Annotated in this window: 24 protein-coding genes; 10 read left to right on the forward strand and 14 right to left on the reverse strand. The window is 60.4% G+C overall.

Annotated features, from left to right (window positions below; translation table 11 throughout):
* Positions 1 to 37: 37 nt before the first annotated feature.
* Positions 38 to 313, reverse strand: a complete 276-nt coding sequence (locus BMH52_RS07960) for a YheV family putative zinc ribbon protein (protein WP_020301415.1) — start codon at positions 311 to 313, stop codon at positions 38 to 40.
* A complete protein-coding gene (gene prlC / locus BMH52_RS07965) occupies positions 310 to 2361 on the reverse strand; it encodes an oligopeptidase A (protein WP_014716314.1) in 2052 nt (683 codons plus the stop codon). Before prlC ends, BMH52_RS07960 begins: the two co-directional genes overlap by 4 nt.
* 101 nt (positions 2362 to 2462) lie before the next feature.
* On the opposite strand from prlC, the gene BMH52_RS07970 reads away from it, so the two are divergent.
* Together BMH52_RS07970 and BMH52_RS07975 are read left to right on the forward strand one after the other, a co-directional pair.
* Complete coding sequence (locus BMH52_RS07970; RefSeq protein WP_072435314.1) at positions 2463 to 3005, forward strand: gamma carbonic anhydrase family protein; 543 nt, start codon at positions 2463 to 2465, stop codon at positions 3003 to 3005.
* Positions 3002 to 3661 (forward strand): HAD family hydrolase, encoded by a 660-nt coding sequence (locus tag BMH52_RS07975; protein WP_073843334.1) that lies wholly within the window; start codon positions 3002 to 3004, stop codon positions 3659 to 3661. The genes BMH52_RS07970 and BMH52_RS07975 overlap by 4 nt, the downstream gene beginning before the upstream one ends.
* A gap of 95 nt (positions 3662 to 3756) precedes the next feature.
* On the opposite strand, the gene BMH52_RS07980 is transcribed toward BMH52_RS07975, so the two are convergent.
* Complete coding sequence (locus BMH52_RS07980; RefSeq protein ID WP_072435312.1) at positions 3757 to 4800, reverse strand: aminopeptidase; 1044 nt, start codon at positions 4798 to 4800, stop codon at positions 3757 to 3759.
* Between the two features lie 110 nt (positions 4801 to 4910).
* On the opposite strand from BMH52_RS07980, the gene BMH52_RS07985 reads away from it, so the two are divergent.
* The gene (locus BMH52_RS07985; protein WP_014716310.1) at positions 4911 to 5333 is read left to right on the forward strand and encodes a hypothetical protein; all 423 of its coding nucleotides are present in this window, start codon (positions 4911 to 4913) and stop codon (positions 5331 to 5333) included.
* Between the two features lies 1 nt (position 5334).
* Here the strand turns inward: BMH52_RS07985 and BMH52_RS07990 are convergent, their stop codons facing one another.
* Entirely contained in the window at positions 5335 to 5574 is a 240-nt protein-coding gene (locus BMH52_RS07990) for a DUF1161 domain-containing protein (RefSeq protein WP_003187312.1), read from the reverse strand.
* A 212-nt stretch (positions 5575 to 5786) separates the two neighbouring features.
* Positions 5787 to 6218, reverse strand: coding sequence for an OsmC family protein (locus BMH52_RS07995; RefSeq protein ID WP_003187311.1), 432 nt, complete (start codon positions 6216 to 6218; stop codon positions 5787 to 5789).
* A 218-nt stretch (positions 6219 to 6436) separates the two neighbouring features.
* Between BMH52_RS07995 and BMH52_RS08000 the strand changes: the two genes are divergently transcribed.
* The gene (locus BMH52_RS08000; protein WP_014716309.1) at positions 6437 to 7438 is read left to right on the forward strand and encodes an LLM class flavin-dependent oxidoreductase; all 1002 of its coding nucleotides are present in this window, start codon (positions 6437 to 6439) and stop codon (positions 7436 to 7438) included.
* Positions 7439 to 7495: 57 nt separating this feature from the next.
* On the opposite strand, the gene BMH52_RS08005 is transcribed toward BMH52_RS08000, so the two are convergent.
* Positions 7496 to 7723: a DUF1161 domain-containing protein gene (locus BMH52_RS08005; protein ID WP_014716308.1), complete on the reverse strand. Its 228-nt coding sequence runs from the start codon at positions 7721 to 7723 to the stop codon at positions 7496 to 7498.
* A gap of 116 nt (positions 7724 to 7839) precedes the next feature.
* On the reverse strand, positions 7840 to 8055 hold the full coding sequence (locus tag BMH52_RS08010; RefSeq protein ID WP_005783406.1) for a dodecin: 216 nt from the start codon (positions 8053 to 8055) through the stop codon (positions 7840 to 7842).
* A 157-nt stretch (positions 8056 to 8212) separates the two neighbouring features.
* Between BMH52_RS08010 and BMH52_RS08015 the strand changes: the two genes are divergently transcribed.
* On the forward strand, positions 8213 to 8539 hold the full coding sequence (locus BMH52_RS08015) for a YqjD family protein (protein ID WP_003187304.1): 327 nt from the start codon (positions 8213 to 8215) through the stop codon (positions 8537 to 8539).
* A gap of 8 nt (positions 8540 to 8547) precedes the next feature.
* On the opposite strand, the gene BMH52_RS08020 is transcribed toward BMH52_RS08015, so the two are convergent.
* The gene (locus BMH52_RS08020) at positions 8548 to 9444 is read right to left on the reverse strand and encodes a LysR family transcriptional regulator (RefSeq protein WP_073843336.1); all 897 of its coding nucleotides are present in this window, start codon (positions 9442 to 9444) and stop codon (positions 8548 to 8550) included.
* A 108-nt stretch (positions 9445 to 9552) separates the two neighbouring features.
* Here BMH52_RS08020 and trpB point away from each other — a divergent pair, with 108 nt between their 5' ends.
* From trpB to BMH52_RS08035, 3 genes are all read left to right on the forward strand, one after another.
* Entirely contained in the window at positions 9553 to 10779 is a 1227-nt protein-coding gene (trpB, locus tag BMH52_RS08025; protein ID WP_014716306.1) for a tryptophan synthase subunit beta, read from the forward strand.
* Positions 10779 to 11588, forward strand: coding sequence for a tryptophan synthase subunit alpha (gene trpA, locus BMH52_RS08030; protein ID WP_014716305.1), 810 nt, complete (start codon positions 10779 to 10781; stop codon positions 11586 to 11588). Before trpB ends, trpA begins: the two co-directional genes overlap by 1 nt.
* Before the next feature lie 188 nt (positions 11589 to 11776).
* Positions 11777 to 13435 (forward strand): BBE domain-containing protein, encoded by a 1659-nt coding sequence (locus BMH52_RS08035; RefSeq protein WP_073843338.1) that lies wholly within the window; start codon positions 11777 to 11779, stop codon positions 13433 to 13435.
* Positions 13436 to 13468: 33 nt separating this feature from the next.
* Here the strand turns inward: BMH52_RS08035 and BMH52_RS08040 are convergent, their stop codons facing one another.
* The 6 genes from BMH52_RS08040 to BMH52_RS08065 form a co-directional block, all read right to left on the reverse strand.
* Positions 13469 to 14773, reverse strand: coding sequence for an MFS transporter (locus tag BMH52_RS08040; protein WP_073843340.1), 1305 nt, complete (start codon positions 14771 to 14773; stop codon positions 13469 to 13471).
* Positions 14774 to 14934: 161 nt separating this feature from the next.
* A complete protein-coding gene (gene dgoD / locus BMH52_RS08045) occupies positions 14935 to 16083 on the reverse strand; it encodes a galactonate dehydratase (protein WP_003187297.1) in 1149 nt (382 codons plus the stop codon).
* Between the two features lie 48 nt (positions 16084 to 16131).
* Positions 16132 to 16752: a 2-dehydro-3-deoxy-6-phosphogalactonate aldolase gene (locus tag BMH52_RS08050; RefSeq protein ID WP_072435309.1), complete on the reverse strand. Its 621-nt coding sequence runs from the start codon at positions 16750 to 16752 to the stop codon at positions 16132 to 16134.
* 1 nt (position 16753) lies between these two features.
* On the reverse strand, positions 16754 to 17713 hold the full coding sequence (locus BMH52_RS08055; protein ID WP_072435308.1) for a 2-dehydro-3-deoxygalactonokinase: 960 nt from the start codon (positions 17711 to 17713) through the stop codon (positions 16754 to 16756).
* Positions 17714 to 17889: 176 nt separating this feature from the next.
* The gene (locus tag BMH52_RS08060; RefSeq protein WP_014716300.1) at positions 17890 to 18216 is read right to left on the reverse strand and encodes a DOPA 4,5-dioxygenase family protein; all 327 of its coding nucleotides are present in this window, start codon (positions 18214 to 18216) and stop codon (positions 17890 to 17892) included.
* 30 nt (positions 18217 to 18246) lie between these two features.
* Positions 18247 to 19197, reverse strand: a complete 951-nt coding sequence (locus tag BMH52_RS08065; RefSeq protein WP_073843344.1) for a LysR family transcriptional regulator — start codon at positions 19195 to 19197, stop codon at positions 18247 to 18249.
* A 103-nt stretch (positions 19198 to 19300) separates the two neighbouring features.
* On the opposite strand from BMH52_RS08065, the gene betC reads away from it, so the two are divergent.
* Both betC and choX read left to right on the forward strand, forming a co-directional pair.
* Entirely contained in the window at positions 19301 to 20815 is a 1515-nt protein-coding gene (gene betC / locus BMH52_RS08070; RefSeq protein WP_019816917.1) for a choline-sulfatase, read from the forward strand.
* Between the two features lie 18 nt (positions 20816 to 20833).
* The gene (gene choX / locus BMH52_RS08075; RefSeq protein WP_073843346.1) at positions 20834 to 21748 is read left to right on the forward strand and encodes a choline ABC transporter substrate-binding protein; all 915 of its coding nucleotides are present in this window, start codon (positions 20834 to 20836) and stop codon (positions 21746 to 21748) included.
* Positions 21749 to 21925 lie beyond the last annotated feature (177 nt).

The following is a 21925-nucleotide window of genomic DNA, read 5'->3' on the forward strand; positions in this document are numbered from 1 at the left end:
TTTCGCGAGCAAGCTCGCTCCTACAGGGGGTGCGGTTTTAGTCTTTTTTCAGCTTCGGGTTCGGGAAGAACTGCACTGCCTGCACTTTAGGATCCGCCGGCGCTTTCAACGCGGTGGTATTGACCCTAGTGCCCAACTCCTTGGGCACCGACAGGCCTTGATCATTCAGCGTATCGGTATACCCGCAGGCCACGCATTCGCGGTGCGGCACGCTGTCTTCGGTCCACATCTTCAACTTGTCCGGCTCGCTGCACGCCGGGCAGACCGCCCCGGCGATAAATTGCTTTTTGGTGATCACAGGCCCTTCACTCATGCTGCTGCGTCCTCACTCAGGCCGCTGTGGCGCAAGAGTGCGTCAATCGACGGCGCGCGTCCGCGGAAGTCGACGAACAGCACCATCGGCGCCTGGGAACCGCCACGCGCCAGGATGGCTTCACGGAAGGCACGCCCGGTCTGGGCGTTGAGCACGCCGTCTTCCTCAAACTTGGAGAACGCATCCGCCGACAGCACTTCGGCCCACTTGTAGCTGTAGTAGCCCGCCGCATAACCGCCGGCGAAAATGTGAGCGAAGCTGTTGGGGAAGCGGTTGTAGGCCGGTGGGCGCATGACCGAGACTTCATCGCGCACGCCTTCAAGCACCTGGGCCACACTGCGACCATCGCCATGGGTGGCGTGCAGTTCAAAGTCGAACAGTGAGAACTCCAGCTGACGCACCATCATCAGGCCGGACTGGAAATTTTTCGCCGCGAGCATTTTCTCCAGCAAGTCCTGGGGCAGGGGCTCGCCGGTTTCGTAGTGGCCGGAGATCAGCGCCAGGCCTTCAGGCTCCCAGCACCAGTTCTCCATGAATTGGCTCGGCAGTTCCACCGCGTCCCACGCCACACCGTTGATACCGGATACGCCGGCATGTTCCACGCGGGTGAGCAGGTGATGCAGGCCATGGCCGAATTCGTGGAACAGGGTGGTGACTTCATCGTGGGTCAGCAGGGCAGGCTTGCCGCTGTCGGCCGGAGTGAAGTTGCACACCAGGTTGGCGACGGGGCTTTGCAGCACGCCATCAACGGTACGGCGGCGGTCACGGGCGCCATCCATCCAGGCACCGCCACGCTTGTTGGCGCGGGCGTACAGGTCGAAGAAGAAACGTCCGACGTGCTCGCCGTTCTCCTTGATCTCGAACAAGCGCACATCCGGGTGCCAGGTGTCGAAGCCTTTAAGCTCGGCGATCTCGATGCCGTACAGGCGCTGCACAATGGCAAACAGGCCGCCCAGCACTTTGTCGATGGGGAAGTAGGCGCGTAGCGCTTCCTGGGACACGCTGTAGCGCTGCTCACGCAGTTTTTCGCCGTAGAAACCGCTGTCCCAGCTTTGCAGATCGGCGCAGCCTTGCTCGGCGGCATAGGCCTTGAGTTGCTGCAGGTCCTGGGCGGCAAACGGCTTGCTGCGCTTGGCCAGGTCACGCAGGAAGCTGAGCACCTGGTCGCTGGATTCGGCCATCTTGGTGGCCAGGCTCAACTCGGAGAACGACGCATAACCCAACAATTGGGCCAGTTCCTGACGCAGGTCGAGGATCTGTTCCATCACCGGGCCGTTATCGTTCTGACCGGCATTCGGGCCTTGGTCCGAGGCACGGGTGCAGTAGGCGGCGTACACCTCTTCACGCAGGGCACGGTCCTGGGCGTAGGTCATGACGGCGTAGTAGCTGGGGAATTCCAAGGTGATCAGCCAGCCGTCGAGGCCCTTGGCCTGAGCGGCGGCGGCCATTTGCGCCTTGGCCGAATCGGTCAGGCCGGCGAGGGTGGCTTCATCGGTGACGTGTTTGGTCCAGGCCTGGGTGGCGTCCAGCAACTGGTTGGAGAATTTGCTGCCCAGCTCGGACAGCTTGCTCTGTACCTCGGCGTAGCGTTTTTGCTGCTCCGGCGGCAAGTCGATACCCGACAGGCGGAAGTCACGCAGGGAGTGCTCCAGAATGGTTTTTTGTGCCACATCGAAACCGGCAGCTTCCGGGCTGTTGGCCAGGGCTTCGAAGGCCTGGAACAGCTCACGGTTCTGGCCCATTTCGGTGGAGTAAGCGCTCAAGGCCGGCAGGCACGCCTCGTAGGCTTCGCGCAGTTCGGCGCTGTTGCACACGGCATTGAGATGGCTGACCGGGCTCCAGGCCGCGCCGAGGCGATCATTGAGTTCATCCATGGCCAGGACCAGGCCGGCCCACGTCGGATTTTTACCCTGGCTTTGCAGGATCTCTGCGATTGCCACGCGGTTGTCGGCGAGGATCTGTTCGATGGCCGGCTGGACGTGCTCGGCACGGATCGCCGAGAACGGCGGCAGGTCGTAGGACTGCAAAAGAGGGTTGTTCGCGCTCACGGTTGGCACCTTGGCTGAAGAAACATGTAGAACAAAGATGGGGCCATCTTAATTACAATCAACACCCACCGCAGCTATCAGCACAACAGAGAGAGGCTATCGTGACCCTTCGCACCTATCAGAACCACACGCCGACCCTCGGCGCCGGGGCGTTTGTCGATATTTCGGCGGTGGTGATCGGCGATGTCGAAATCGGCACTGACAGCTCGGTTTGGCCGCTGACAGTGATTCGCGGCGACATGCACCGCATCCGCATCGGTGCGCGCACCAGCGTGCAAGACGGCTGCGTGCTGCACATCACCCATGCCGGGCCGTTCAATCCGCAGGGTTTCCCGTTGCTGATCGGCGACGATGTGACCATCGCCCATAAGGTCATGCTGCATGGCTGCACCGTAGGTAGCCGCGTCCTGATCGGCATGGGCAGCATCGTGATGGATGGCGCCGTGGTTGAAGACGACGTGATCATCGGTGCCGGCAGCCTGGTGCCGCCAGGCAAGAAACTCGACAGCGGTTTTTTGTATGTGGGCAGCCCGGTTAAGCAGGTTCGCGCATTGACTGACAAAGAGCGCGCCTTTTTCACCTACAGCGCGGCGAACTACGTGAAGCTCAAAGACCTGCACCTGGCCGAAGGATTCGATCAATGACCCTGCATCACCCCACCGTCCTGTTCGACCTGGACGGCACCCTCACCGACCCGCGCGAGGGCATTACCCGTTCGATCCAGTACGCCCTGGCCAAACTGGGCATTGATGAGCCCGACCTGACCAAGCTCGAACACTTCATCGGCCCGCCCTTGTTGCAGGCGTTCATGCAGTTTTACGCCTTCGACGAGGCCAAGGCATGGGAGGCGGTGAATTTCTACCGCGAGCGCTTCAAGGTTACCGGACTGTATGAAAACCGCGTGTTCGACGGGGTCATGCCGTTGTTGGAAGAGTTGAACAGCCAAGGGCGCCAGCTGTACATCGCCACCTCCAAACCGTGGGAATTTGCCCGCGAGATTGCGCGGCATTTCGACTTTGCCAAGCACTTCAAGGTGATCTACGGCAGCGAGTTGGACGGCACGCGTACCAACAAGGTGGAATTGATCGCGCATTTGATGCGTGAGGAACAACTGGACCCGGCCACCACCTTGATGATCGGTGATCGCAAGCATGACCTGATCGGGGCACGCAGTAATGGGCTGGATTCGGTCGCCGTGGGGTATGGGTTTGGTAGTTTTGAAGAGCTGAATGCCGAGGCGCCGACCTGGCATTTCGAGACGTTGGACCAGATGCATCAGGCGTTTTTGCAGCGTCCTTGAGACCGCTTTCGCAGGCAAGCCAGCTCCCACAGTTGACCGCATTCTCATGTTGAAAATCGGTCAACTGTGGGAGCTGGCTTGCCTGCGATAAGGCCCTAACGGCCAACCCTCTCCAACTGCCTCAACGCCGCCTTACGCTGCTCCACCGGCAGCTCACCCAACTTCTCCACCGCCGCATAAAACCTCACCCAATCCCCGCCTTCCCGCGCAAACAACGCCGCAAACGCCGGCACCCATTGGTCATACAACCCAAACGGCAAAAGCCGCGCGTTATTCATCGGCTGGTTGATCCAGGCGTCATAACGCTTGTCACCACCCCATTGGCTATCGCGCAGGCGCCGGTATTCGCTGCGCAACTGCTCGAATTGCGCCGCTTTGGCCCGGCGCATGGCGTCCGCCGCCAACGGCTGCGCGTACAACGCCTCCAGACGTTTGCGGGTATCGAGAATCAGCCGGATAAATTGATCGCGTTGCTTCAACGCCGCATCGCCGACAGGCGCCAGGCCCCGCGCCGCACGCCATTGTCGGGTGCCTTCCTGCTCGACAAAACTGGCATAGGACTCGTTGAACTCGGTGTCGTCTTTCACGTAGAAGCGCTGGTGGGCCAGCTCATGGAAGATCAGCGTGGCGAGGCGCTCATCGCCCCAGCTCATCATCGAACTCATGATCGGGTCGTTGAACCAGCCCAGGGTGGAATAGGCCTCCACGCCACCAATCGACACATCCATGCCCTGCTGCCGCAACAGCGCCGCCTCGCCCCGCGCAGCGCCTTGGTTGTAGTAGCCGCGATAGGCGACGCAACCGGCGATGGGAAAGCAATGGTTCTGTGGTGACAGAGAAAATTCCTGCGTGGCAAAGACATTCCAGACCACATAGGGCCGGCCGATATCGGCATACAGCCGATAACTTTGGTTGTCAGGCAGATGCAGCTGTTCACTGGCAAAGGTTCGGGCTCTCTGCGATTGAGCCAGATGCTCGCGCAGCACTGGCGGGCGAGCAGGGTCGGCGATGACCTCGGCAACCGGCTCCCGGGCCCGCAACAGCTGCCACTGGCCACTCGCCAACTGGCTGTAATAACTGACACTGGAGCAGCCGCTGAGCAGCACAACCATCAGCCCTGGAAGAAAACGCCTGATCATGCCCTGACTGCTCCTGGATGATGGGTTCGCCAGACTATCGCGCTTGCAGGGGATTTTTCCACGGCATGGCGTGTTTATACTCAAGCCTCTCTTCGTGTTGAGTACCTGCCATGCGCCAGCTTGTGCTTCCCCTCGCCGCTGTGTTCCTCAGCGCTTGCGCCTATACCCCCATCCCCCCTGTGGACCCGCAGCAGGCCTGGGTGGATTTCACCACGCCGACACCGGGTTCCAAGTTGGTGATGGCTCAGCGCCTGGACGGGAAAAACCTCGACGACGGGCGCTTTTTTCAAATGCCTCCCGGCCCTCACGAGCTGATGGTGCGCTTTGACTTTGAAGTGCCCGCCGGCGGCGGCCTGGGTGGCCTCAGCCAGATGATGTATCGCACCTGCTTCATGACGCTGCAGTACGACCACTTTCAGGCCGGCCAGCACTATGTGCTGGAAGGGCGATCACTGGCGTTCACGCCCAACATCCGGCTGTACGACTCAACCCGCCAGCTATTGGCCGAAGAGCGCAGCGTGAACTGCATCTAAGTCAGTCGTTGTTCTTTTGATAGATGATGCGCTTGGTGCCGTTTTCGCATGAGCCGACAATCATGGCTTCGTCATGGTTCTTGGCTTCTTCGGCGGTGATGATTTCCAGGGTGTAGGACGGAATCGCCTTGGCCTGGATCTTCACTTCGATTTCTTTCCTGAGCTCTTCACAATCTTTTGGCGCGGCCACGGCCGAAGTGGCCAATACACCGCAGATGATTGCCAAGGCAAAACGTTTCATGTGTGGAGCTCCCTGAATGCGCTGCGCACGAGTGTGCGCCTAGGCTGCATGGGCTATTCGACCACATTTTGCAAACACGAGTTCTAATTTAACGCAGCACCAAAAATGTGAGAGCGGGCTTGCTCGCGAATACGCAGTATCAGGCACCGAAGATATCGGCTGATCCACCGCATTCGCGAGCAAGCCCGCTCCCACACAAGATGACTGCTGTGTCAGTTGACCAGCGTGGCATCCAAGGTGATGGTTGCATTCAGCACCTTGGACACCGGGCACCCTTCCTTGGCCTTTTTGCTCAGTTCATCGAACTGCGCCTGGCTCGCGCCTGGAATTTTGGCCTTCAGGATCAGATGCACTGCTGTAATCGCAAAGCCGCCCTCGACCTGGTCCAGGGTCACTTCGGCCTGGGTGTCGATACTGTCAGCCTTGAGCCCGGCGTCGCCAAGAATCATGGAAAACGCCATGGAGAAACAGCCGGCGTGAGCCGCGCCGATCAATTCTTCAGGGTTGGTACCCTTGCCGCCCTCGAAGCGGGCCTTGAAGCCGTAGGGCGCTTCGCGCAGCACGCCGGTTTCGGTGGAAATGGAGCCCAGGCCAGTCTTCAGGTCACCTTCCCAATGCGCGGATGCCTTTTTAACGATACTCATAGCTTTCTCCTCGAACGGTGGTTTTGCGTCGGTAAGGGTTCTGAGGATAGACGCCGCGGCAAAGTTCACTTGTAAGAAAAACCTAGTGATTAAGTAGGAAATTTGGCGGTTACTATTGAATCTCGGGTATATGCCCTCATTGCATAGGGTATGCACATGCAGCGGCAGGTTTTGGCTCGTTTAAAAAAGCCTGTGCGCCCAATTGGAGAAGCAGGCTTATGAAATCGCTGTCCGACGTAAAATTCTCGACCCTTGACCTCGTGCCCGTGCGCGCCGACGGCAACCCGGCGCAGTCCCTGCGTAATTCCCTGGACCTGGCCCAGCATGTGGAGAAGTTCGGCTACCACCGTTTCTGGGTAGCCGAGCACCACAATATGGACGGTATCGCCAGTTCGGCTACCTCGGTACTGCTCGGTTACCTGGCAGGCGGCACCTCGACCATTCGCGTGGGTTCCGGCGGGGTGATGCTGCCTAACCACGCGCCACTGGTGATCGCCGAGCAGTTCGGCACCCTGGAAAGCCTCTACCCTGGCCGTATCGACCTGGGCCTGGGGCGCGCCCCCGGTTCCGACCAGATGACCGCCCGCGCCCTACGCCGTGAGCGCTCCGGCAGTGCCGATGACTTCCCCGAAGATGTGGCCGAGCTGATGGCCTACTTGGGCCCGCGTACGCCCGACCAACGGGTTATCGCGGTACCGGGCACCGGCACCAATGTGCCAGTGTGGCTGCTGGGTTCAAGCCTGTTCAGCGCGCAATTGGCCGGTGAGCGTGGCTTGCCTTACGCCTTCGCCTCCCATTTCGCGCCGCGCCTGATGCACGAAGCAATTCGCGTGTACCGCAATCACTTCAAGCCTTCGGCGGTGCTGGACAAGCCCTACGTGATGCTCGGCATTCCGCTGGTGGCCGCGGACACCGATGAGCAGGCCGATTACCTGGCCACCTCGGTGTACCAGCGTATTCTCGCGTTGATGCGCGGCCAGAGCCTGGTGCAGCGCCCTCCAGTAAAAACCATGGACGGCCTGTGGTTGCCTCACGAAAAAGACGCGGTGGGCAGCTTCCTCGGCCTGGCCATGGTGGGCAGCCCGGCGAAGATTCGCGGCAAGCTGGAGGTGTTGATCGAGCAGACCGGCGCTGATGAGCTGATTTTTACCAGTGACCTGTATGAGCACGCCGACCGGATTCATTCCTACGAGCTGCTCGCACAAGTGATGAAGGGCTGAAATCCAAGCGAAAAAAACCGACGCACTTGCGTCGGTTTTTATGTCCACAACACGAGATTAACCGCGCTTGTAGGCAATTTCCTTGGTGCCACCTTCGCAGGTGCCAACTACTGTGTGGTCACTTGGCGTAGCACCTTTGTCCACCACTTCCAGCGAATACCCCGAAGCACCCTTGGCGTCGATTTTCGCTGCGATTTCGCTTTTCAACTCTTCACAAGGCTTGCCCGCCGCCATAGCGGTACCCGCAATGCTCAACAACCCTACCGCTAACAGAAACTTCTTCATCCGTTACTTTCCTTGCGCTGATCAAAAAGAGCGTGCCGACGCTCATCGCGTCGGCACCCGTTGTTTGTAGCGCAGGTTATGGCAATCGGCCAGCGGGCAAAGTTCAACTCTGCCGATCAACTACTGGCAATGCGGAATCCCACTTTGAGCGTGACCTGGAAGTGTGCAGCCTTGCCATCCTTGATGTGACCACGGGTTTCGGTCACCTCAAACCATTCCAGATGCTTGATGCTCTTGTTGGCTTCGGCCAGGGCATTGTTGATCGCGTCTTCGATGCTGGTGGTGGAAGAGCCTACCAGTTCGACTTTCTTGTATGTGTGATGATCACTCATGGCGTTTCTCCTTTAGGTCGTCAATCAAGACTAGCAGCGAATGTGCGTACTGCTTCAGGCGACCGTTGGGAGGCGAAAGTTCAGAATTACTGCACTTTCTGAAACCGGCGCAGTCGGTATCTACACACGCCACTCAATCACTTCAGGAGATGTCCACATGGCCAACACTTCTTTACGCAAAGCGTCGCTGGAAAGCATGGAAGCCGAGATTTCGAGCCTGCTCAAATCTCTGGAGAGCCTCAAGGACGACGCGTCCGATGAGTCGCGCAAAACGCTGAAGGCCTTGAAGAGCAATGCCGAGAACGCGCTCAAGCACTCTCGCCATCTGATCAGCGACGCCTACGAAGAAAGCAAAGTCAAAATCCGCGAAACCAGCGCTGCCACCCGTGACTACGCACAAGAGCACCCATGGACGACCGCTGGCGTCGCCGTGGGCGCGCTGGGCCTGCTGGCGGCTTACCTGCTGTGCAAGCGCGGTGACTGATTGACCGGTTACACCGGTTGACGCAACAGCTCAGCCTTGAGCCATTGCGCCAACTGCCCGGCGCGCCCGTCTGCGGCGCGCTTGGGTAGCCACAACGCCAGGTGCGCCGGGGTTTCACTGAACCCCCACGGCGCCACCAGGCGACCCGCTCGCAGGTCCTCTGCCACCAGCGGTTCTGGCGCAATTGCCACTCCCAAGCCGGCAACCGCCGCTTCCAGTAAATAATACAAATGCTCAAACCCCTGGCCGAGCTTCAGCGCACCGGGTTCGATGCCGTGTTGCCGTGCCCAACTGGGCCAGGCTTGCGGCCTTGACGTGGTGTGAAGCAAGGGTTGCTCCAGCAGTTCCGACGCTGGGGCCTGACACAGGTGTTCAAAACCGGCGAAGCGGGGGCTCAAGACCGGGCCGATACGCTCGCTGGCCAATTCATACACTTGCATGTCCGCCGGCCAAGGCGGCTCAGCGAATACCAGCAGGGCATCCAGCCCCGGACGGCGCGGGTCCAGATCGCCTTCGCCCGCCGACAGGTGCAGGCGTAAATCCGGCAAGTCGGCATTCAACCGCCCCAGCCGAGGGATAAACCAACGCGCCAGCAAGCTGCCTGAACAGCCAAGAACGAAGGGCGCATCAGCGCCGCGTTGGGTGAGTTCGGCGCACACGTCGCGCAACCGCTCAAAAGCCTCGCTGCTGGCATCTCGTAGCCTGACGCCAGCATCTGTGAGTTTAAGGCCGCGTCCATCCTTGACGAACAGGCTCACGCCCAAATGCTCCTCCAGTACTTTCAACTGCCGGCTGACAGCACCGTGGGTCACGTGCAATAGCTGCGCAGCCTGGCTGACGCTGTTAAGGCGAGCAGTGGCTTCAAAAGCGCGCAGGGCATTAAGGGGCGGGAGATTACGACTCATCTGTGAGTTTTCCTGACAGGTTACGGCGATCTTATCGGTTTTCAGGCCAGGGCGTCACGAGTAGAGTGACCGTCATTGCCTTTAAACACATTTTTCCTGGAGCGTCCCATGACTCAGTCCCAGACCGATCTACGCAACGGCCCCGACGCCAACGGCCTGTTTGGTGCGTTCGGCGGCCGCTACGTCGCTGAAACCCTGATGCCGTTGATTCTCGACCTGGCCCGTGAATACGAAGCGGCGAAGGTAGATCCGGCGTTTAACGAAGAATTGGCCTACTTTCAGCGCGATTATGTCGGACGCCCAAGCCCGCTGTACTTTGCCGAACGCCTCACCGAGTTCTGCGGCGGCGCCAAGATCTACCTCAAGCGCGAAGAGCTCAACCACACCGGCGCGCACAAGATCAACAACTGCATCGGCCAGATCCTGCTGGCCCGGCGCATGGGCAAGAAACGCATCATCGCCGAGACCGGCGCCGGCATGCACGGCGTGGCCACCGCAACTGTGGCGGCGCGCTTTGGCCTGCAATGCGTGATCTACATGGGCACCACCGACATCGAGCGCCAGCAGGCCAACGTGTTTCGCATGAAGCTGCTGGGCGCCGAGGTCATCCCCGTGGTCGCCGGCACCGGCACCCTCAAAGACGCCATGAACGAAGCCCTGCGCGACTGGGTCACCAACGTCGACAGCACCTTCTACCTGATCGGCACCGTGGCCGGCCCACACCCATACCCGGCGATGGTGCGCGACTTCCAGGCCGTGATCGGCAAGGAAACCCGCACCCAGCTGCAAGCCCAGGAAGGCCGCCTGCCGGACAGCCTGGTGGCGTGCATCGGCGGCGGTTCCAACGCCATGGGCCTGTTCCACCCGTTCCTGGATGACACCAGCGTCGAGATCATCGGCGTTGAAGCCGCAGGCCATGGCATCGAAACCGGCAAGCACGCCGCCAGCCTCAACGGCGGCGTCCCGGGCGTGCTGCACGGCAATCGCACCTTCCTGCTGCAGGACGACGACGGCCAGATCATCGACGCCCACTCGATTTCCGCAGGCCTGGACTACCCCGGCATCGGCCCGGAACACGCCTGGTTGCATGACATTGGCCGCGTCCAATACACGTCGGTAACGGACGACGAAGCCCTGGAAGCCTTCCACAAATGCTGCCGCCTGGAAGGGATCATTCCTGCCCTGGAAAGCGCCCACGCCCTGGCTGAAGTATTCAAGCGCGCGCCAAACTTGCCCAAGGATCATCTGATGGTGGTCAATCTCTCGGGCCGTGGCGACAAAGACATGCAGACCGTGATGCACCATATGGAACAGTCCAAGCAGGAGAAACACTGATGAGCCGCCTGCAAACGCGCTTTGCGCAACTTAAAGAACAAAACCGCGCCGCCCTGGTGACCTTCGTCACCGCTGGCGACCCCGGCTATGACACCTCGCTGGCGATCCTCAAGGGCTTGCCGGCCGCTGGCGCCGACGTGATCGAACTGGGCATGCCCTTCACCGACCCGATGGCCGACGGCCCGGCCATTCAACTGGCCAATATCCGCGCGCTGGCCGCCAAACAGAACCTGTTGAAAACCCTGCAGATGGTTCGCGAGTTCCGCCAGGACAACAACGACACGCCGCTGGTGTTGATGGGCTATTTCAACCCGATCCATAAATATGGCGTGTCGCAGTTCATTGCCGATGCCAAGGCAGCTGGCGTCGACGGCCTGATCGTGGTGGACATGCCCCCCGAGCACAACGGCGAGCTGTGCGACCCGGCCCAGGCCGCAGGCATCGACTTTATCCGCCTGACCACGCCGACCACCGATGATGTGCGCCTGCCTACTGTGCTCAACGGCAGCTCCGGGTTTGTGTATTACGTGTCGGTCGCCGGTGTCACCGGGGCGGGCGCCGCCACTCTGGAACACGTCGAAGAAGCCGTGACCCGCCTGCGCCGTCATACCGACCTGCCGATCAGCATCGGCTTTGGTATCCGCACACCGGACCAGGCAGCGGCCATCGCACGCCTGGCAGACGGGGTGGTAGTGGGTTCGGCGCTGATCGATCACATCGCCACGGCCAAGAACGACCAGCAAGCCATTGATGGCGTACTGACCCTGTGCGCGGCGCTGTCGGAAGGTGTTCGCAACGCACGCAAGTAAACTGCACGGCGCAACGACCCAGCTCATACGCTAGGCTTCAAAGGAGGTGGGCATGTCGCCCACCTCCTTTTTTATCGCACTTCGTGCCCTTTGCCGTCTAACCACCTTCGCAAGTCCTGCAGTCCTTGCCCCTCGGTCGTTAAGTTAGCCGCATCAGAAGTCATTCTTGTCTCTTTAAGGAGTACATCATGGCATTTGATCTCGTCACGGTTTCAGACCGTCGTCACTCAGCCCTACAAAAAGGCTTCAACCTGCGCTGGCCCTTGGGAAACGTGCAGGGCCAGTCGTCGGCCAAGGGCGCCAATCTGATTTACCTGTGCCGCAGCCCGCAAGACATCATGGACGCCGCCGCCCAGGCATTGGCCCTGCCCAATGGGCGCATCACCGTACGCAGCGGCGGTCATTGCTACGAAGGGTTTGTCGCCAACAAGATGCCCGACAGCCCGCATGAGGTGCTGTCGATCCTGGATATCAGCGCGCTGAACCGAGTGGTCTACGATGCCAGCGGGCAAATCGGCTCAGAGCTGAGCCCGACGCAGCCCTTTCGCTACCGCTTTCGCCTAGAGGCCGGCAGCCAGGTCTGGGACAGCTATAGCGCGTTGTACAAGCAGGCCAACAAGACCCTGCCCGGCGGCTCATGTTACTCAGTGGGCCTGGGCGGGCACATTTGTGGTGGCGGCTACGGGCTGCTGTCGCGCAAGTATGGACTGGTGTGTGACTGGCTCAGTGGGGTCGATATCCTGGTGCCTGACAGCCAAGGCAAAGGGCTCGAACCGCGCCATGTCAGCCGGGACAGCACCCAACAGGACGAATTGGACCTGTTCGCCGCGTGCTGCGGTGCGGGGGGTGGGCAATTTGGCATTATCACCAGCTATTACTTCAAGGACCTGCCACCGGCCCCCAAAGAAGTACTGTGGCTGGTGTTGGAATGGGATTGGTCAGTACTGACCCAGGATGCACTAAACAATCTGCTGGTGGCTTACCAGCTATGGTTCGCCAGTCATCAGAACAACCGGGACACCTGGGGCCTGGCGACCAAACTGGAAATGCGCCACGAGCACACAGGTAATATCACCTTGGGCATCCATTATGTGGACAAGGATGGTGAGCTGAACGACCGTGCGCCCTTCGATGATTTTGTCGACAAGATGCTCACGGCCATCGGCTTACCTGCCACCGAGTCGCTGGTGCCGTTTCATGTGGTCCATTTGCCGCCTGGCACAGCCGGCGGGCGCCCCGTCGACTCAGTGTCATCTGCCCAGACTGCGGCCCGGCGCCTGGATTGGCTGGCGTGCCAGCAAACATTGAATGGTTCGGGAGACAATCAGCGTGGGCGCTATAAATCGGCCTATCAGAAAGGTGAGTTCAGCCCTCTCGTACTAGGGGCCATCTGGCGGACCTTGACCTGGCCAGACCCTGACAACCACCTGACACAAAGCCTGATCCAGATTCAGTCCTTCGGCGGCCAGATCAACGCCGTCAGTGCGCCCGTACTCAAGGAGTCGTCGGCCGCCCAGCGTTCGTCCTTCCTCAAGTGGCAACCCCAATGTTATTGGCACGGCGACAGCGCCGCCGCGGACCAAGCCCATGCTGACTGGATCCGAGGGCTGTACTTCAACGCGTTTGCCGATGCTCAAGGTGTACCGCTCAACAACGCGTTCGAAGGCTGCTACATCAATTACCCCGACCTCGACATGACTTACAAAGGGGGTAACCCGGCCAACGGCAAAAACCCCCAGTGGTACAAAATCTTCTTTCCCGACCTGATGATCGAAAGCCGCTTGCGCCGTACCAAACAGCGCTGGGATCCGCACAATGTATTTCGCAACGAGATGTCGGTGCCGTAGAACGAAAAAAGGGCGACCCGAAGGTCGCCCTCTTTACAGTTCTATCCGCTCTACTTTGCCGACCAGCAATATGTAGGAAAGCGCGCCGAGCAGCGCCAAGACCGCAATGTAGGTAATGGCCGGCGCAAATGACGAGCCACTGGCCAGAAAGCCAATCACGATAGGTGTGGCAATCGCCGACAGGTTGCCAATGAAGTTGAACACCCCGCCGGTCAACCCCAGCAGACGGGCAGGCGCCAAGGTCGACACCAACGACCAGGTGATCGACGCCAGGCCATTGCCGAAAAACGCCACCGCCAGAAACGCGATGACCCATGCCGTCGAGTCCACATAGTTGGCCCCGATGATCGCCGTGGAAATCAGCAGCCCGCTGATGATCGGCAACTTGCGCGCAAAGCCCACCGACGTCCCACGCCGAATCAGCCAATCGGAAAACACCCCCGAACACAGCACGCCCACAAACGCGGCCAGGAACGGCAAAGAGGCCAGCAAGCCAGACTGGATAAAGTCCATGCCGCGATATTTCACCAGGTACGTCGGGAACCAGGTCAGGAAGAACCACAGCGTGGAGTTCAGGCAAAACTGGCCCAGGTAGATGCCCCACAGCTTGCGTTTACTCAGCACGATGCCGAGGTCGGTCCAACTGAAGGGTGCCTTGACGGTTTTAGCCTGCATGTCCACCAGCCCGCCACCGTCGCGGATCAGTTGGATTTCGGCTTCGTTGGCGCCTTTGAAATCCTTGGGCTCGCGATACACCGCATACCAGATCGCGGCCCACAGGATGCCGACGCCACCGGTTACCACAAACACCATGTGCCAGCCGTACTGGTGCTGCAGCCACGCCAACACCGGGGTGAGGAACGCCAGGCCGACGAATTGCCCGGAGGTATAGACGCCGATAGCCGTGGCACGCTCGCGCTCGGGAAACCAGGTGGTGACCACACGGCTGTTGATGGGATAGGCCGGTGCCTCCACCGCGCCCACGGCCATGCGCAGCACAAACAGCGCGATAAAGCTGGCGGCGAAACCGAGCATCACGGTGGCAATCGACCACAGCAGCAGGGCTGCCGTGTAGAGAATGCGCGGCGGCACTCGATCTACCAGCCAGCCACCCGGGATTTGCATGGCCGCGTACGTCCAGCCGAAGGCAGAGAAAATCAGCCCGACTTGCACCGGGTCGATCCCCAGCTCGCTGGTCAGCGCGGGCGCGGCAATCGACAGATTGCTGCGGTCGAGGTAGTTGATGACCACGGTGATGAACAGCAGCACCATGATGAAAAAGCGCTTTCTGCTAGGCGTGACTAAGGGAGCCTGCCCGGTGGGGGATTCAGGGTGCATGGGGGTGCCTCTTTTTATATTTGTTGAGGAAGGAACGCGCTCAATGTGGGAGCTGGCTTGCCTGCGATGGCGGCATGAATGGCACCGCTGCGGTGACTGGCCCACCGCCATCGCAGGCAAGCCAGCTCCCACATTTTTAGCGCGTTTCAATCAAGTGGAAATCACCACTCGGCAAAACTGCCATCGGCATGGCGCCAGATCGGATTGCGCCAGCGATGGCCGATGGCCGCGCGCTCAACCACATACTCCTCGTTGATCTCAATGCCCAACCCCGGGCCGTTGGGGATCTTCACAAAGCCCTGGTCATAGTCGAATACGCCCGGGTCTCGCACGTAGTCGAGCAGATCATTGCTTTCGTTGTAGTGAATACCCAGGCTCTGCTCCTGGATAAACGCGTTGTAGCAAACCGCATCCAGTTGCAGGCATGCCGCCAAGGCAATCGGGCCCAGCGGGCAGTGCAGGGCCAGGGCCACGTCGTAGGCTTCGGCCATGTTGGCGATCTTGCGGGTTTCGGTAATCCCACCGGCGTGGGAGGCGTCCGGCTGAATGATGTCGACGTAGCCTTCGCTGAGCACCCGCTTGAAATCCCAGCGCGAGAACAGGCGCTCGCCCAGGGCGATCGGCGTACTGGTCAGCGGCGCCAGTTCTTTCAGCGCTTCGTAGTTTTCGCTCAGCACCGGCTCTTCAATGAACATCAGTTTGTATGGGTCGAGCTCTTTCATCAGCACCTTGGCCATCGGCTTGTGCACGCGGCCATGGAAGTCGACGCCGATACCCACGTTAGGGCCGACCGCATCGCGCACGGCAGCGACGTTGGCCAGGGCCAGGTCGACTTTTTCGAAGCTGTCGACGAACTGCAATTCTTCGGTGCCGTTCATTTTTACCGCCGTGAAGCCACGCGCTACGGCCTCTTTGGCAGCACGGGCGGTGTCGGCGGGGCGGTCACCGCCGATCCATGAGTACACGCGAATCTTGTCACGCACCTGGCCGCCCAGCAGATCGCTGACCGACACACCGAGGGCTTTGCCCTTGATGTCCCACAACGCTTGGTCGATACCGGCGAGGGCGCTCATGTGCACCGCGCCGCCTCGGTAGAAGCCGCCGCGATAGAGCACGGTCCAGATATCTTCGATATTGCGTGGGTCTTTGCCGATCAGGTAGTCGGACAGTTCTTCGACGGCGGCGGCCACCGTGTGAGCGCGGCCCTCGACCACCGGCTCGCCCCAGCCGGTCACACCCTGGTCGGTTTCGACCTTGAGGAAGCACCAGCGCGGCGGAACGATAAAGGTCGTCAGTTTGGTGATTTTCATCTCTTGTCTCTCTTATAGATGCAGCGCCTGTGGGCGCGGAATATGCTCTCAGCCGAGGGCTTTCCAGGCGGCGACATAAGCCTGGGCACGGCTCGCAACCTGATCCACTGTCATGCCCGGCTTGAACAGCCCGGAACCCAATCCGAAGCCCTTGGCGCCGGCGTCGGTAAACACCTGCATGTTGTCCGGGGTGATGCCGCCCACCGGCAGCAGCAATGTGCCCGCCGGCAATACCGCCAGCCATGCCTTGATCACTGAAGGGCCCATCTGCTCGGCCGGGAACAGCTTCAACACATCGGCGCCTTCGGCCAGTGCGGCAAAGGCTTCGGTAGGCGTGGCTACCCCAGGCGACAAGTACAGGCCCGCCGCTTTAGCGGCACGCAGCACCTTGGCATCGCTGTGGGGCATGACGATCACCTCGCCTCCGGCGGCCTTGACCTGTTCGACCTGCTCAGGCGTCAACACCGTGCCGGCACCGATCAGGCAATCGGCGGGCAAGCTGTCGCGCAGGATGCGGATGCTGGTGTAAGGGTCTGGCGAGTTGAGCGGCACTTCGATCACGCGAAACCCCGCGTCGTACAGCACCTGGCCGACCGCCTGGGCTTCGTCGGGGCGTAGGCCGCGCAGGATGGCGATCAAACCGTTTTGTGAGAGTGCTTGCTTGAGCATGTCAGGCCTCCAGTACAGGTCGAATGAGCCCGGCGGCTTGCGCCAGTTGCCACAGGCCACGCTCAGTGGCTTCTTGCGCCAGGCTGACGTGGGCAAATCCGCAAAGGGCGAGGGCGCGTTGATAGCGGGCGCAAAGTGCAGCAGCGCCGACCAGGATGATCGGCTGATGTTTGGCCGAATCTGGCAAGCCGGCGAGCTCATGGCCGATGAGCAGGCCAGACAGGTAATCGGGTTGCTGGTCGGGCGCCAGCTGCGCGGTGAGCCCAAGGGTACGGGCACTGAACAGGGTCGAAAGCACGCCACGCTGACCATCGTTGGACAGCGCCACGCGCACGCCTCGATCAAACGCCTCGGCCTGGAACTGCTCGCTCGCCTGTTGGGTACGCCCCAGGATGCTGTGCTTGCTCAACACCGCAAACACTTCGCCAGTCATGAAGGTATCGAAATGGGTAATGCGGCCTTCCACCACCTCGACCCATTTGGAATGGCTGCCGGGCAGGCCGATCAACACCTGGGGCCCTAGCCCTTGCAGTACGCCGAGCACTTGGGTTTCTTCGCCACGCATGACATTAGGCAGACCCACTTGCTCGATCACCCCCGGCACGATATGCACCTGCACCCCGCGCAGGCTGCGTATGCCATGCAACGCCTGGCCGAGACTGGCGACATCCACGGGCGTGCTGCGATAGGCCGCCTCGCTCCAACCCTGTGCGCTGCCGACCATGCCGCAAGCGATCACCGGCAGCTCGGGCTGGGCATCAAGCCAATCGCCGCAGGCGCTATCGAACGCCAGTTCAAAGCCGTCAGTGCACAGCGCACCGGCTATTTCCCGGGGCTCTGTGGGCAAATGCATGATGCCCCAGGCTTGCGAGCGCTGTTCCAGCACAACCCCCGCGGGGCCGAGTTTGTAAGCACGAAGGGAGCTGGTCCCCCAATCGAGCGCGATCAATTGCGCCTGCATCGCTTCACCTGAAATGAGTGGGTGCTGAAAAAAGCAGATGAGCGAATATAAACCTAGGGCGCGGAATATCTCAATATATAAATATCAATCCCATATAATGAGACAAGACAAGATTAATCCTACAACTCATCCTGTTTTTACTTAGGGAAAGACGCAGGATTATCGGGTAGGAAAGGCTAAAAAATAGACAGGTCCAGTTCGCGCATCGCACCCATCCAGATGGCGTAATCGGTGTGGTCCTTGAGGTCGTCACCGGTTTCAGGGTGCAGGAACACCACCAGACCATTGCGATGCAGCGCCAGCCACGGCAACACCACGCCGATATATTCCGGCTCGAACGCCAACTGGCAACTCCAATCCGGGTGCGGGCCCACGGGCCGCTCGTGCACGCGGCCCATGCGCAGCGGGAACAACTTGGCGGCGTCTTCACAGAGCGTGCGCGCCTGCTCAATCGTGCTGGCGTCGAAGTAGATATGGGCGTGGTAGCCCTTGATACGTTGCATGACAGACTCCGGTTCCACTGTGCGCCGATCCTAGACCGCAATCGACGGCAGGGCCAGCCCGGTCAACGAGTGCGCACTGTTGGCCTGTTCCGCCACCAGCCACTCGACAAAGCGGTCCACCAACTGTCCGCGGCGTTTGCGCTGGGGCTGCACCACGTAATAGCCCAAGCGCGACGTCACCGTGTGGCTGATCGGCCGGCACAGCCAATTCTGCTCCAGCAGGTTATCCACCAGGTGGCGCCAGCCGATGGCGACGCCCTGGCCGGCAATCGCGGCCTGGATCAGCAAGGTGTAGTTGTCAAAGCGCAATTGCCGAGGGGTCGGCGCAGCCGTGATACCCAGTTCGCGGAACACGCCGTTCCAGTCGAACCACTGGCTGTTGTTTTCCTGACGCAGGTGCAGCAACGGGCAGTCTTGCAAGGCCTGCACCGTCAGGGGCGCGACCTGCTCCTTGAGCCACTGTGGGCTGCACACCGGGAACACTTCCTCATTGAACAACCACAGGCTCTCGCCCTGCTTGAAACGGCCATCGCCGAACAGCACCGCCACATCAATATCGCTGCGCAGGGTGGCGTGGTTGCGCTCACTGGTGACCAGGCTGACATCCACCTGCGGGTTGGCCTGGTGAAAGCGATGCAAGCGCGGCATCAGCCAATAGGCGGCGAAGGCAAAGTCGGTGGCGACTTGCAGCACTTCATGCTGGCTTTGTTGAGTGATGGCGCCGAGCCCCTGGTTGATATTCTGCAGGCCGCCCTGCACATGCTCGAACAGCAGGGCACCGGCGTCGGTCAGTTCGATGCCGCGGTAAATGCGATCAAACAGGCGGATCGCCAGTTGCTCTTCAAGGCGTTTGATTTGCTGGCTGACCGCCGGTTGGGTGGTACCCAGCTCCATCGCGGCCGCGGTGAAACTGCGATGACGCGCCGCCGCCTCAAAGGCGCGCAGCAAATCGAGAGAGAGGTCACCCAGCGCTTCATACATAAGCTCAACTTATCCTAGTCATTGCTGCGTATGGGCTTTACCCCATAACTTATGGACCGCATGCTCATTGGCATAAACACTGCCTATGGAATGCCGAGAAACCATGAAGCGCAAGAACATTCTTTTTATCATGGCCGATCAGATGGCCGCGCCGATGCTGCCGTTCTACGGGCCTTCCCCGATCAAGCTGCCCAACCTCAGCCGCCTGGCGGCACAAGGCGTGGTGTTCGACGCCGCCTATTGCAACAGCCCGTTGTGCGCACCGTCGCGCTTCACCTTGGTCAGCGGCCAGTTGCCGAGCAAGATCGGCGCCTACGACAACGCCGCCGATTTCCCCGCCGACGTGCCGACCTATGCCCACTACTTGCGCCGCCTGGGCTACCGCACCGCACTGTCGGGCAAGATGCACTTCTGCGGCCCCGACCAGTTGCACGGCTATGAGGAACGCCTGACCAGCGACATCTATCCCGCCGACTACGGCTGGGCGGTGAACTGGGATGAGCCAGACGTACGCCCTACCTGGTATCACAACATGTCCTCGGTGCTGCAAGCCGGTCCGTGTGTACGCACCAACCAGCTGGATTTCGACGAAGAGGTGGTGTTCAAGGCCCAGCAATATCTGTTCGACCACATCCGCGAGCCGGGCGACCAGCCGTTCTGCCTGACCGTGTCGATGACTCATCCCCACGACCCTTACACCATTCCCAAGCCGTTCTGGGACCTCTACGCCGACACCGAGATCCCAATGCCCGCGACGCCGCCCCAGGCCGATCTCGACCCGCATTCCCAGCGGCTGCTCAAGGTTTATGACTTGTGGGACAAACCGCTGCCTGTGGATAAGATCCGCGACGCCCGCCGCGCCTACTTCGGTGCCTGCAGCTACATCGACAGCAACGTCGGCAAGCTGCTGCAGACCCTGGAAGACACCGGCCTGGCCGACGACACCCTGATCATTTTCTCTGGCGACCACGGCGACATGCTTGGCGAGCGCGGCCTCTGGTACAAAATGCACTGGTTTGAAATGGCCGCCCGCGTGCCACTGCTGATCAGTGCGCCGGGGCAGTTCGCCGCTGGCCGCGTCACCCAGGCCGTGTCGACCGCCGACCTGTTGCCGACCCTGGTGGAATTGGCCGGAGGCGAACTGGATCCGCACTTGCCGCTGGACGGCCGCTCGCTGGTCGCGCACTTGCAGGGGCAGGGCGGGCATGACGAAGTGTTTGGCGAATACATGGCCGAAGGCACCGTCAGCCCATTGATGATGATTCGCCGGGGCGCCTACAAATTCATCTACAGCGAGGACGATCCTTGCCTATTGTTCGATGTGCACAACGACCCGAGCGAGCAGGAAAACCTCAGCCAGTCAGCTGAACATCGGCCATTGTTCGAGGCGTTCTTGCGTGAAGCGCGGGCTAAATGGGATATCCCGGCGATCCATCAACAGGTGCTCGCCAGCCAACGCCGTCGCCGCCTGGTGTTTGAAGCGCTGACCCAAGGCAAGCTCAAGAGCTGGGATCACCAGCCACTGGTAGACGCCAGTCAGCAGTACATGCGCAACCATATCGACCTTGATGACCTGGAGCGCAAAGCACGTTTTCCACAACCCTGCCAAAACCAATAAGTAGACAGAGGGAAGGCCATGCAAAAGTTGACCGTGGTACTGAGTTTGGTGGTGCTCAGCAGCGCCCAGGTGTACGCAGACACGCGCTGCGAAACGGTAAAGATGGCCGACCCAGGCTGGAGCGATATTGCCGCCACCAACGCTATCACCAGTTTCCTGCTGACGGGCATGGGCTATCAACCCAAGGTCGACACCCTGGCGGTGCCGATTACCTTCGGCGGGCTCAAGGACGGCCAGGTGGATGTCTTCCTCGGCAACTGGATGCCGGCGCAGCAAGGCTTCTACGACAAGTTCGTGGCCAACGGCGATGTGGTGCAACTGGCGAAGAACCTGGAGGGCACCGAGTTCACCCTCGCCGTGCCGGACTATGTGTGGGACGCCGGGGTGCATGACTTTGCCGACCTGAATAAATTTGCCGACAAGTTCGACAAGAAAATCTACGGCATTGGCTCCGGCGCGCCAGCCAATATCTCGCTGCAGGAGATCATCAAGAAGAATGATTTCGACCTTGGGCAGTGGAAGCTGATCGAGTCAAGCGAACAGGCGATGCTCGCAGAGGTCTCGCGAGCGGTGAAGAAACAGCGTTTTATCACCTTTCTCGGCTGGACCCCGCACCCGATGAACGTGCAACTGAAAATGCGCTACCTCAAGGGCGGCGAGCAGTACTTTGGTGCCACCGGCAGCGTCTATACCTTGACTCGCAAGGGTTACGCACAAGCGTGCCCCAATGTCGGCAAACTGCTGACCAACCTGAGTTTTACCCAGGCCATGGAGAACAGCATCATGGCTGACGTGGCGAACAACAAGGTCAGCAATGCGCAGGCGGCGAAGACGTGGATCAAGGCCAACCCGGCGGTCCTGGACCAGTGGCTGGAGGGGGTGAAAACCCTGGACGGCCAGGAGGCGTTGCCAGCGGTAAAAGCCAAACTCTGACGTTAAAATCGGACGCAGAGCGTCCCGAGCAGCATTCCCACGCAGAGCGTGGGAACGATCAACTCTGACGCTTGCCGCTGACCCCTGTGGGAGCTGGCTTGCCTGCGATAGCATCACCCCGGTATGCCTCTCACACCGAGGCGCCAGCATCGCAGGCAAGCCAGCTCCCACAGGTAC

The organism is Pseudomonas sp. BTN1 (assembly GCF_001907715.1).
GTDB lineage: Bacteria > Pseudomonadota > Gammaproteobacteria > Pseudomonadales > Pseudomonadaceae > Aquipseudomonas > Aquipseudomonas paracarnis.

Bases quoted from the DNA above. Each gene is read 5' to 3' on its own strand.
- choX (WP_073843346.1), top strand. From the start codon at position 20,834: ATGCAAAAGTTGACCGTGGTACTGAGTTTGGTGGTGCTCAGCAGCGCC.
- BMH52_RS07985 (WP_014716310.1), top strand. From the start codon at position 4,911: ATGCGCCAGCTTGTGCTTCCCCTCGCCGCTGTGTTCCTCAGCGCTTGC.
- trpB (WP_014716306.1), top strand. From the start codon at position 9,553: ATGACTCAGTCCCAGACCGATCTACGCAACGGCCCCGACGCCAACGGC.
- trpA (WP_014716305.1), top strand. From the start codon at position 10,779: ATGAGCCGCCTGCAAACGCGCTTTGCGCAACTTAAAGAACAAAACCGC.
- BMH52_RS08035 (WP_073843338.1), top strand. From the start codon at position 11,777: ATGGCATTTGATCTCGTCACGGTTTCAGACCGTCGTCACTCAGCCCTA.
- BMH52_RS07995 (WP_003187311.1), bottom strand. From the start codon at position 6,218: ATGAGTATCGTTAAAAAGGCATCCGCGCATTGGGAAGGTGACCTGAAG.
- BMH52_RS07960 (WP_020301415.1), bottom strand. From the start codon at position 313: ATGAGTGAAGGGCCTGTGATCACCAAAAAGCAATTTATCGCCGGGGCG.
- BMH52_RS08005 (WP_014716308.1), bottom strand. From the start codon at position 7,723: ATGAAGAAGTTTCTGTTAGCGGTAGGGTTGTTGAGCATTGCGGGTACC.
- BMH52_RS08055 (WP_072435308.1), bottom strand. From the start codon at position 17,713: ATGCAGGCGCAATTGATCGCGCTCGATTGGGGGACCAGCTCCCTTCGT.
- BMH52_RS08050 (WP_072435309.1), bottom strand. From the start codon at position 16,752: ATGCTCAAGCAAGCACTCTCACAAAACGGTTTGATCGCCATCCTGCGC.
- BMH52_RS08060 (WP_014716300.1), bottom strand. From the start codon at position 18,216: ATGCAACGTATCAAGGGCTACCACGCCCATATCTACTTCGACGCCAGC.
- BMH52_RS08065 (WP_073843344.1), bottom strand. From the start codon at position 19,197: ATGTATGAAGCGCTGGGTGACCTCTCTCTCGATTTGCTGCGCGCCTTT.
- BMH52_RS07975 (WP_073843334.1), top strand. From the start codon at position 3,002: ATGACCCTGCATCACCCCACCGTCCTGTTCGACCTGGACGGCACCCTC.
- BMH52_RS08040 (WP_073843340.1), bottom strand. From the start codon at position 14,773: ATGCACCCTGAATCCCCCACCGGGCAGGCTCCCTTAGTCACGCCTAGC.
- BMH52_RS07990 (WP_003187312.1), bottom strand. From the start codon at position 5,574: ATGAAACGTTTTGCCTTGGCAATCATCTGCGGTGTATTGGCCACTTCG.
- BMH52_RS08010 (WP_005783406.1), bottom strand. From the start codon at position 8,055: ATGAGTGATCATCACACATACAAGAAAGTCGAACTGGTAGGCTCTTCC.
- BMH52_RS08015 (WP_003187304.1), top strand. From the start codon at position 8,213: ATGGCCAACACTTCTTTACGCAAAGCGTCGCTGGAAAGCATGGAAGCC.
- BMH52_RS07980 (WP_072435312.1), bottom strand. From the start codon at position 4,800: ATGATCAGGCGTTTTCTTCCAGGGCTGATGGTTGTGCTGCTCAGCGGC.
- dgoD (WP_003187297.1), bottom strand. From the start codon at position 16,083: ATGAAAATCACCAAACTGACGACCTTTATCGTTCCGCCGCGCTGGTGC.
- BMH52_RS08020 (WP_073843336.1), bottom strand. From the start codon at position 9,444: ATGAGTCGTAATCTCCCGCCCCTTAATGCCCTGCGCGCTTTTGAAGCC.
- betC (WP_019816917.1), top strand. From the start codon at position 19,301: ATGAAGCGCAAGAACATTCTTTTTATCATGGCCGATCAGATGGCCGCG.
- BMH52_RS08000 (WP_014716309.1), top strand. From the start codon at position 6,437: ATGAAATCGCTGTCCGACGTAAAATTCTCGACCCTTGACCTCGTGCCC.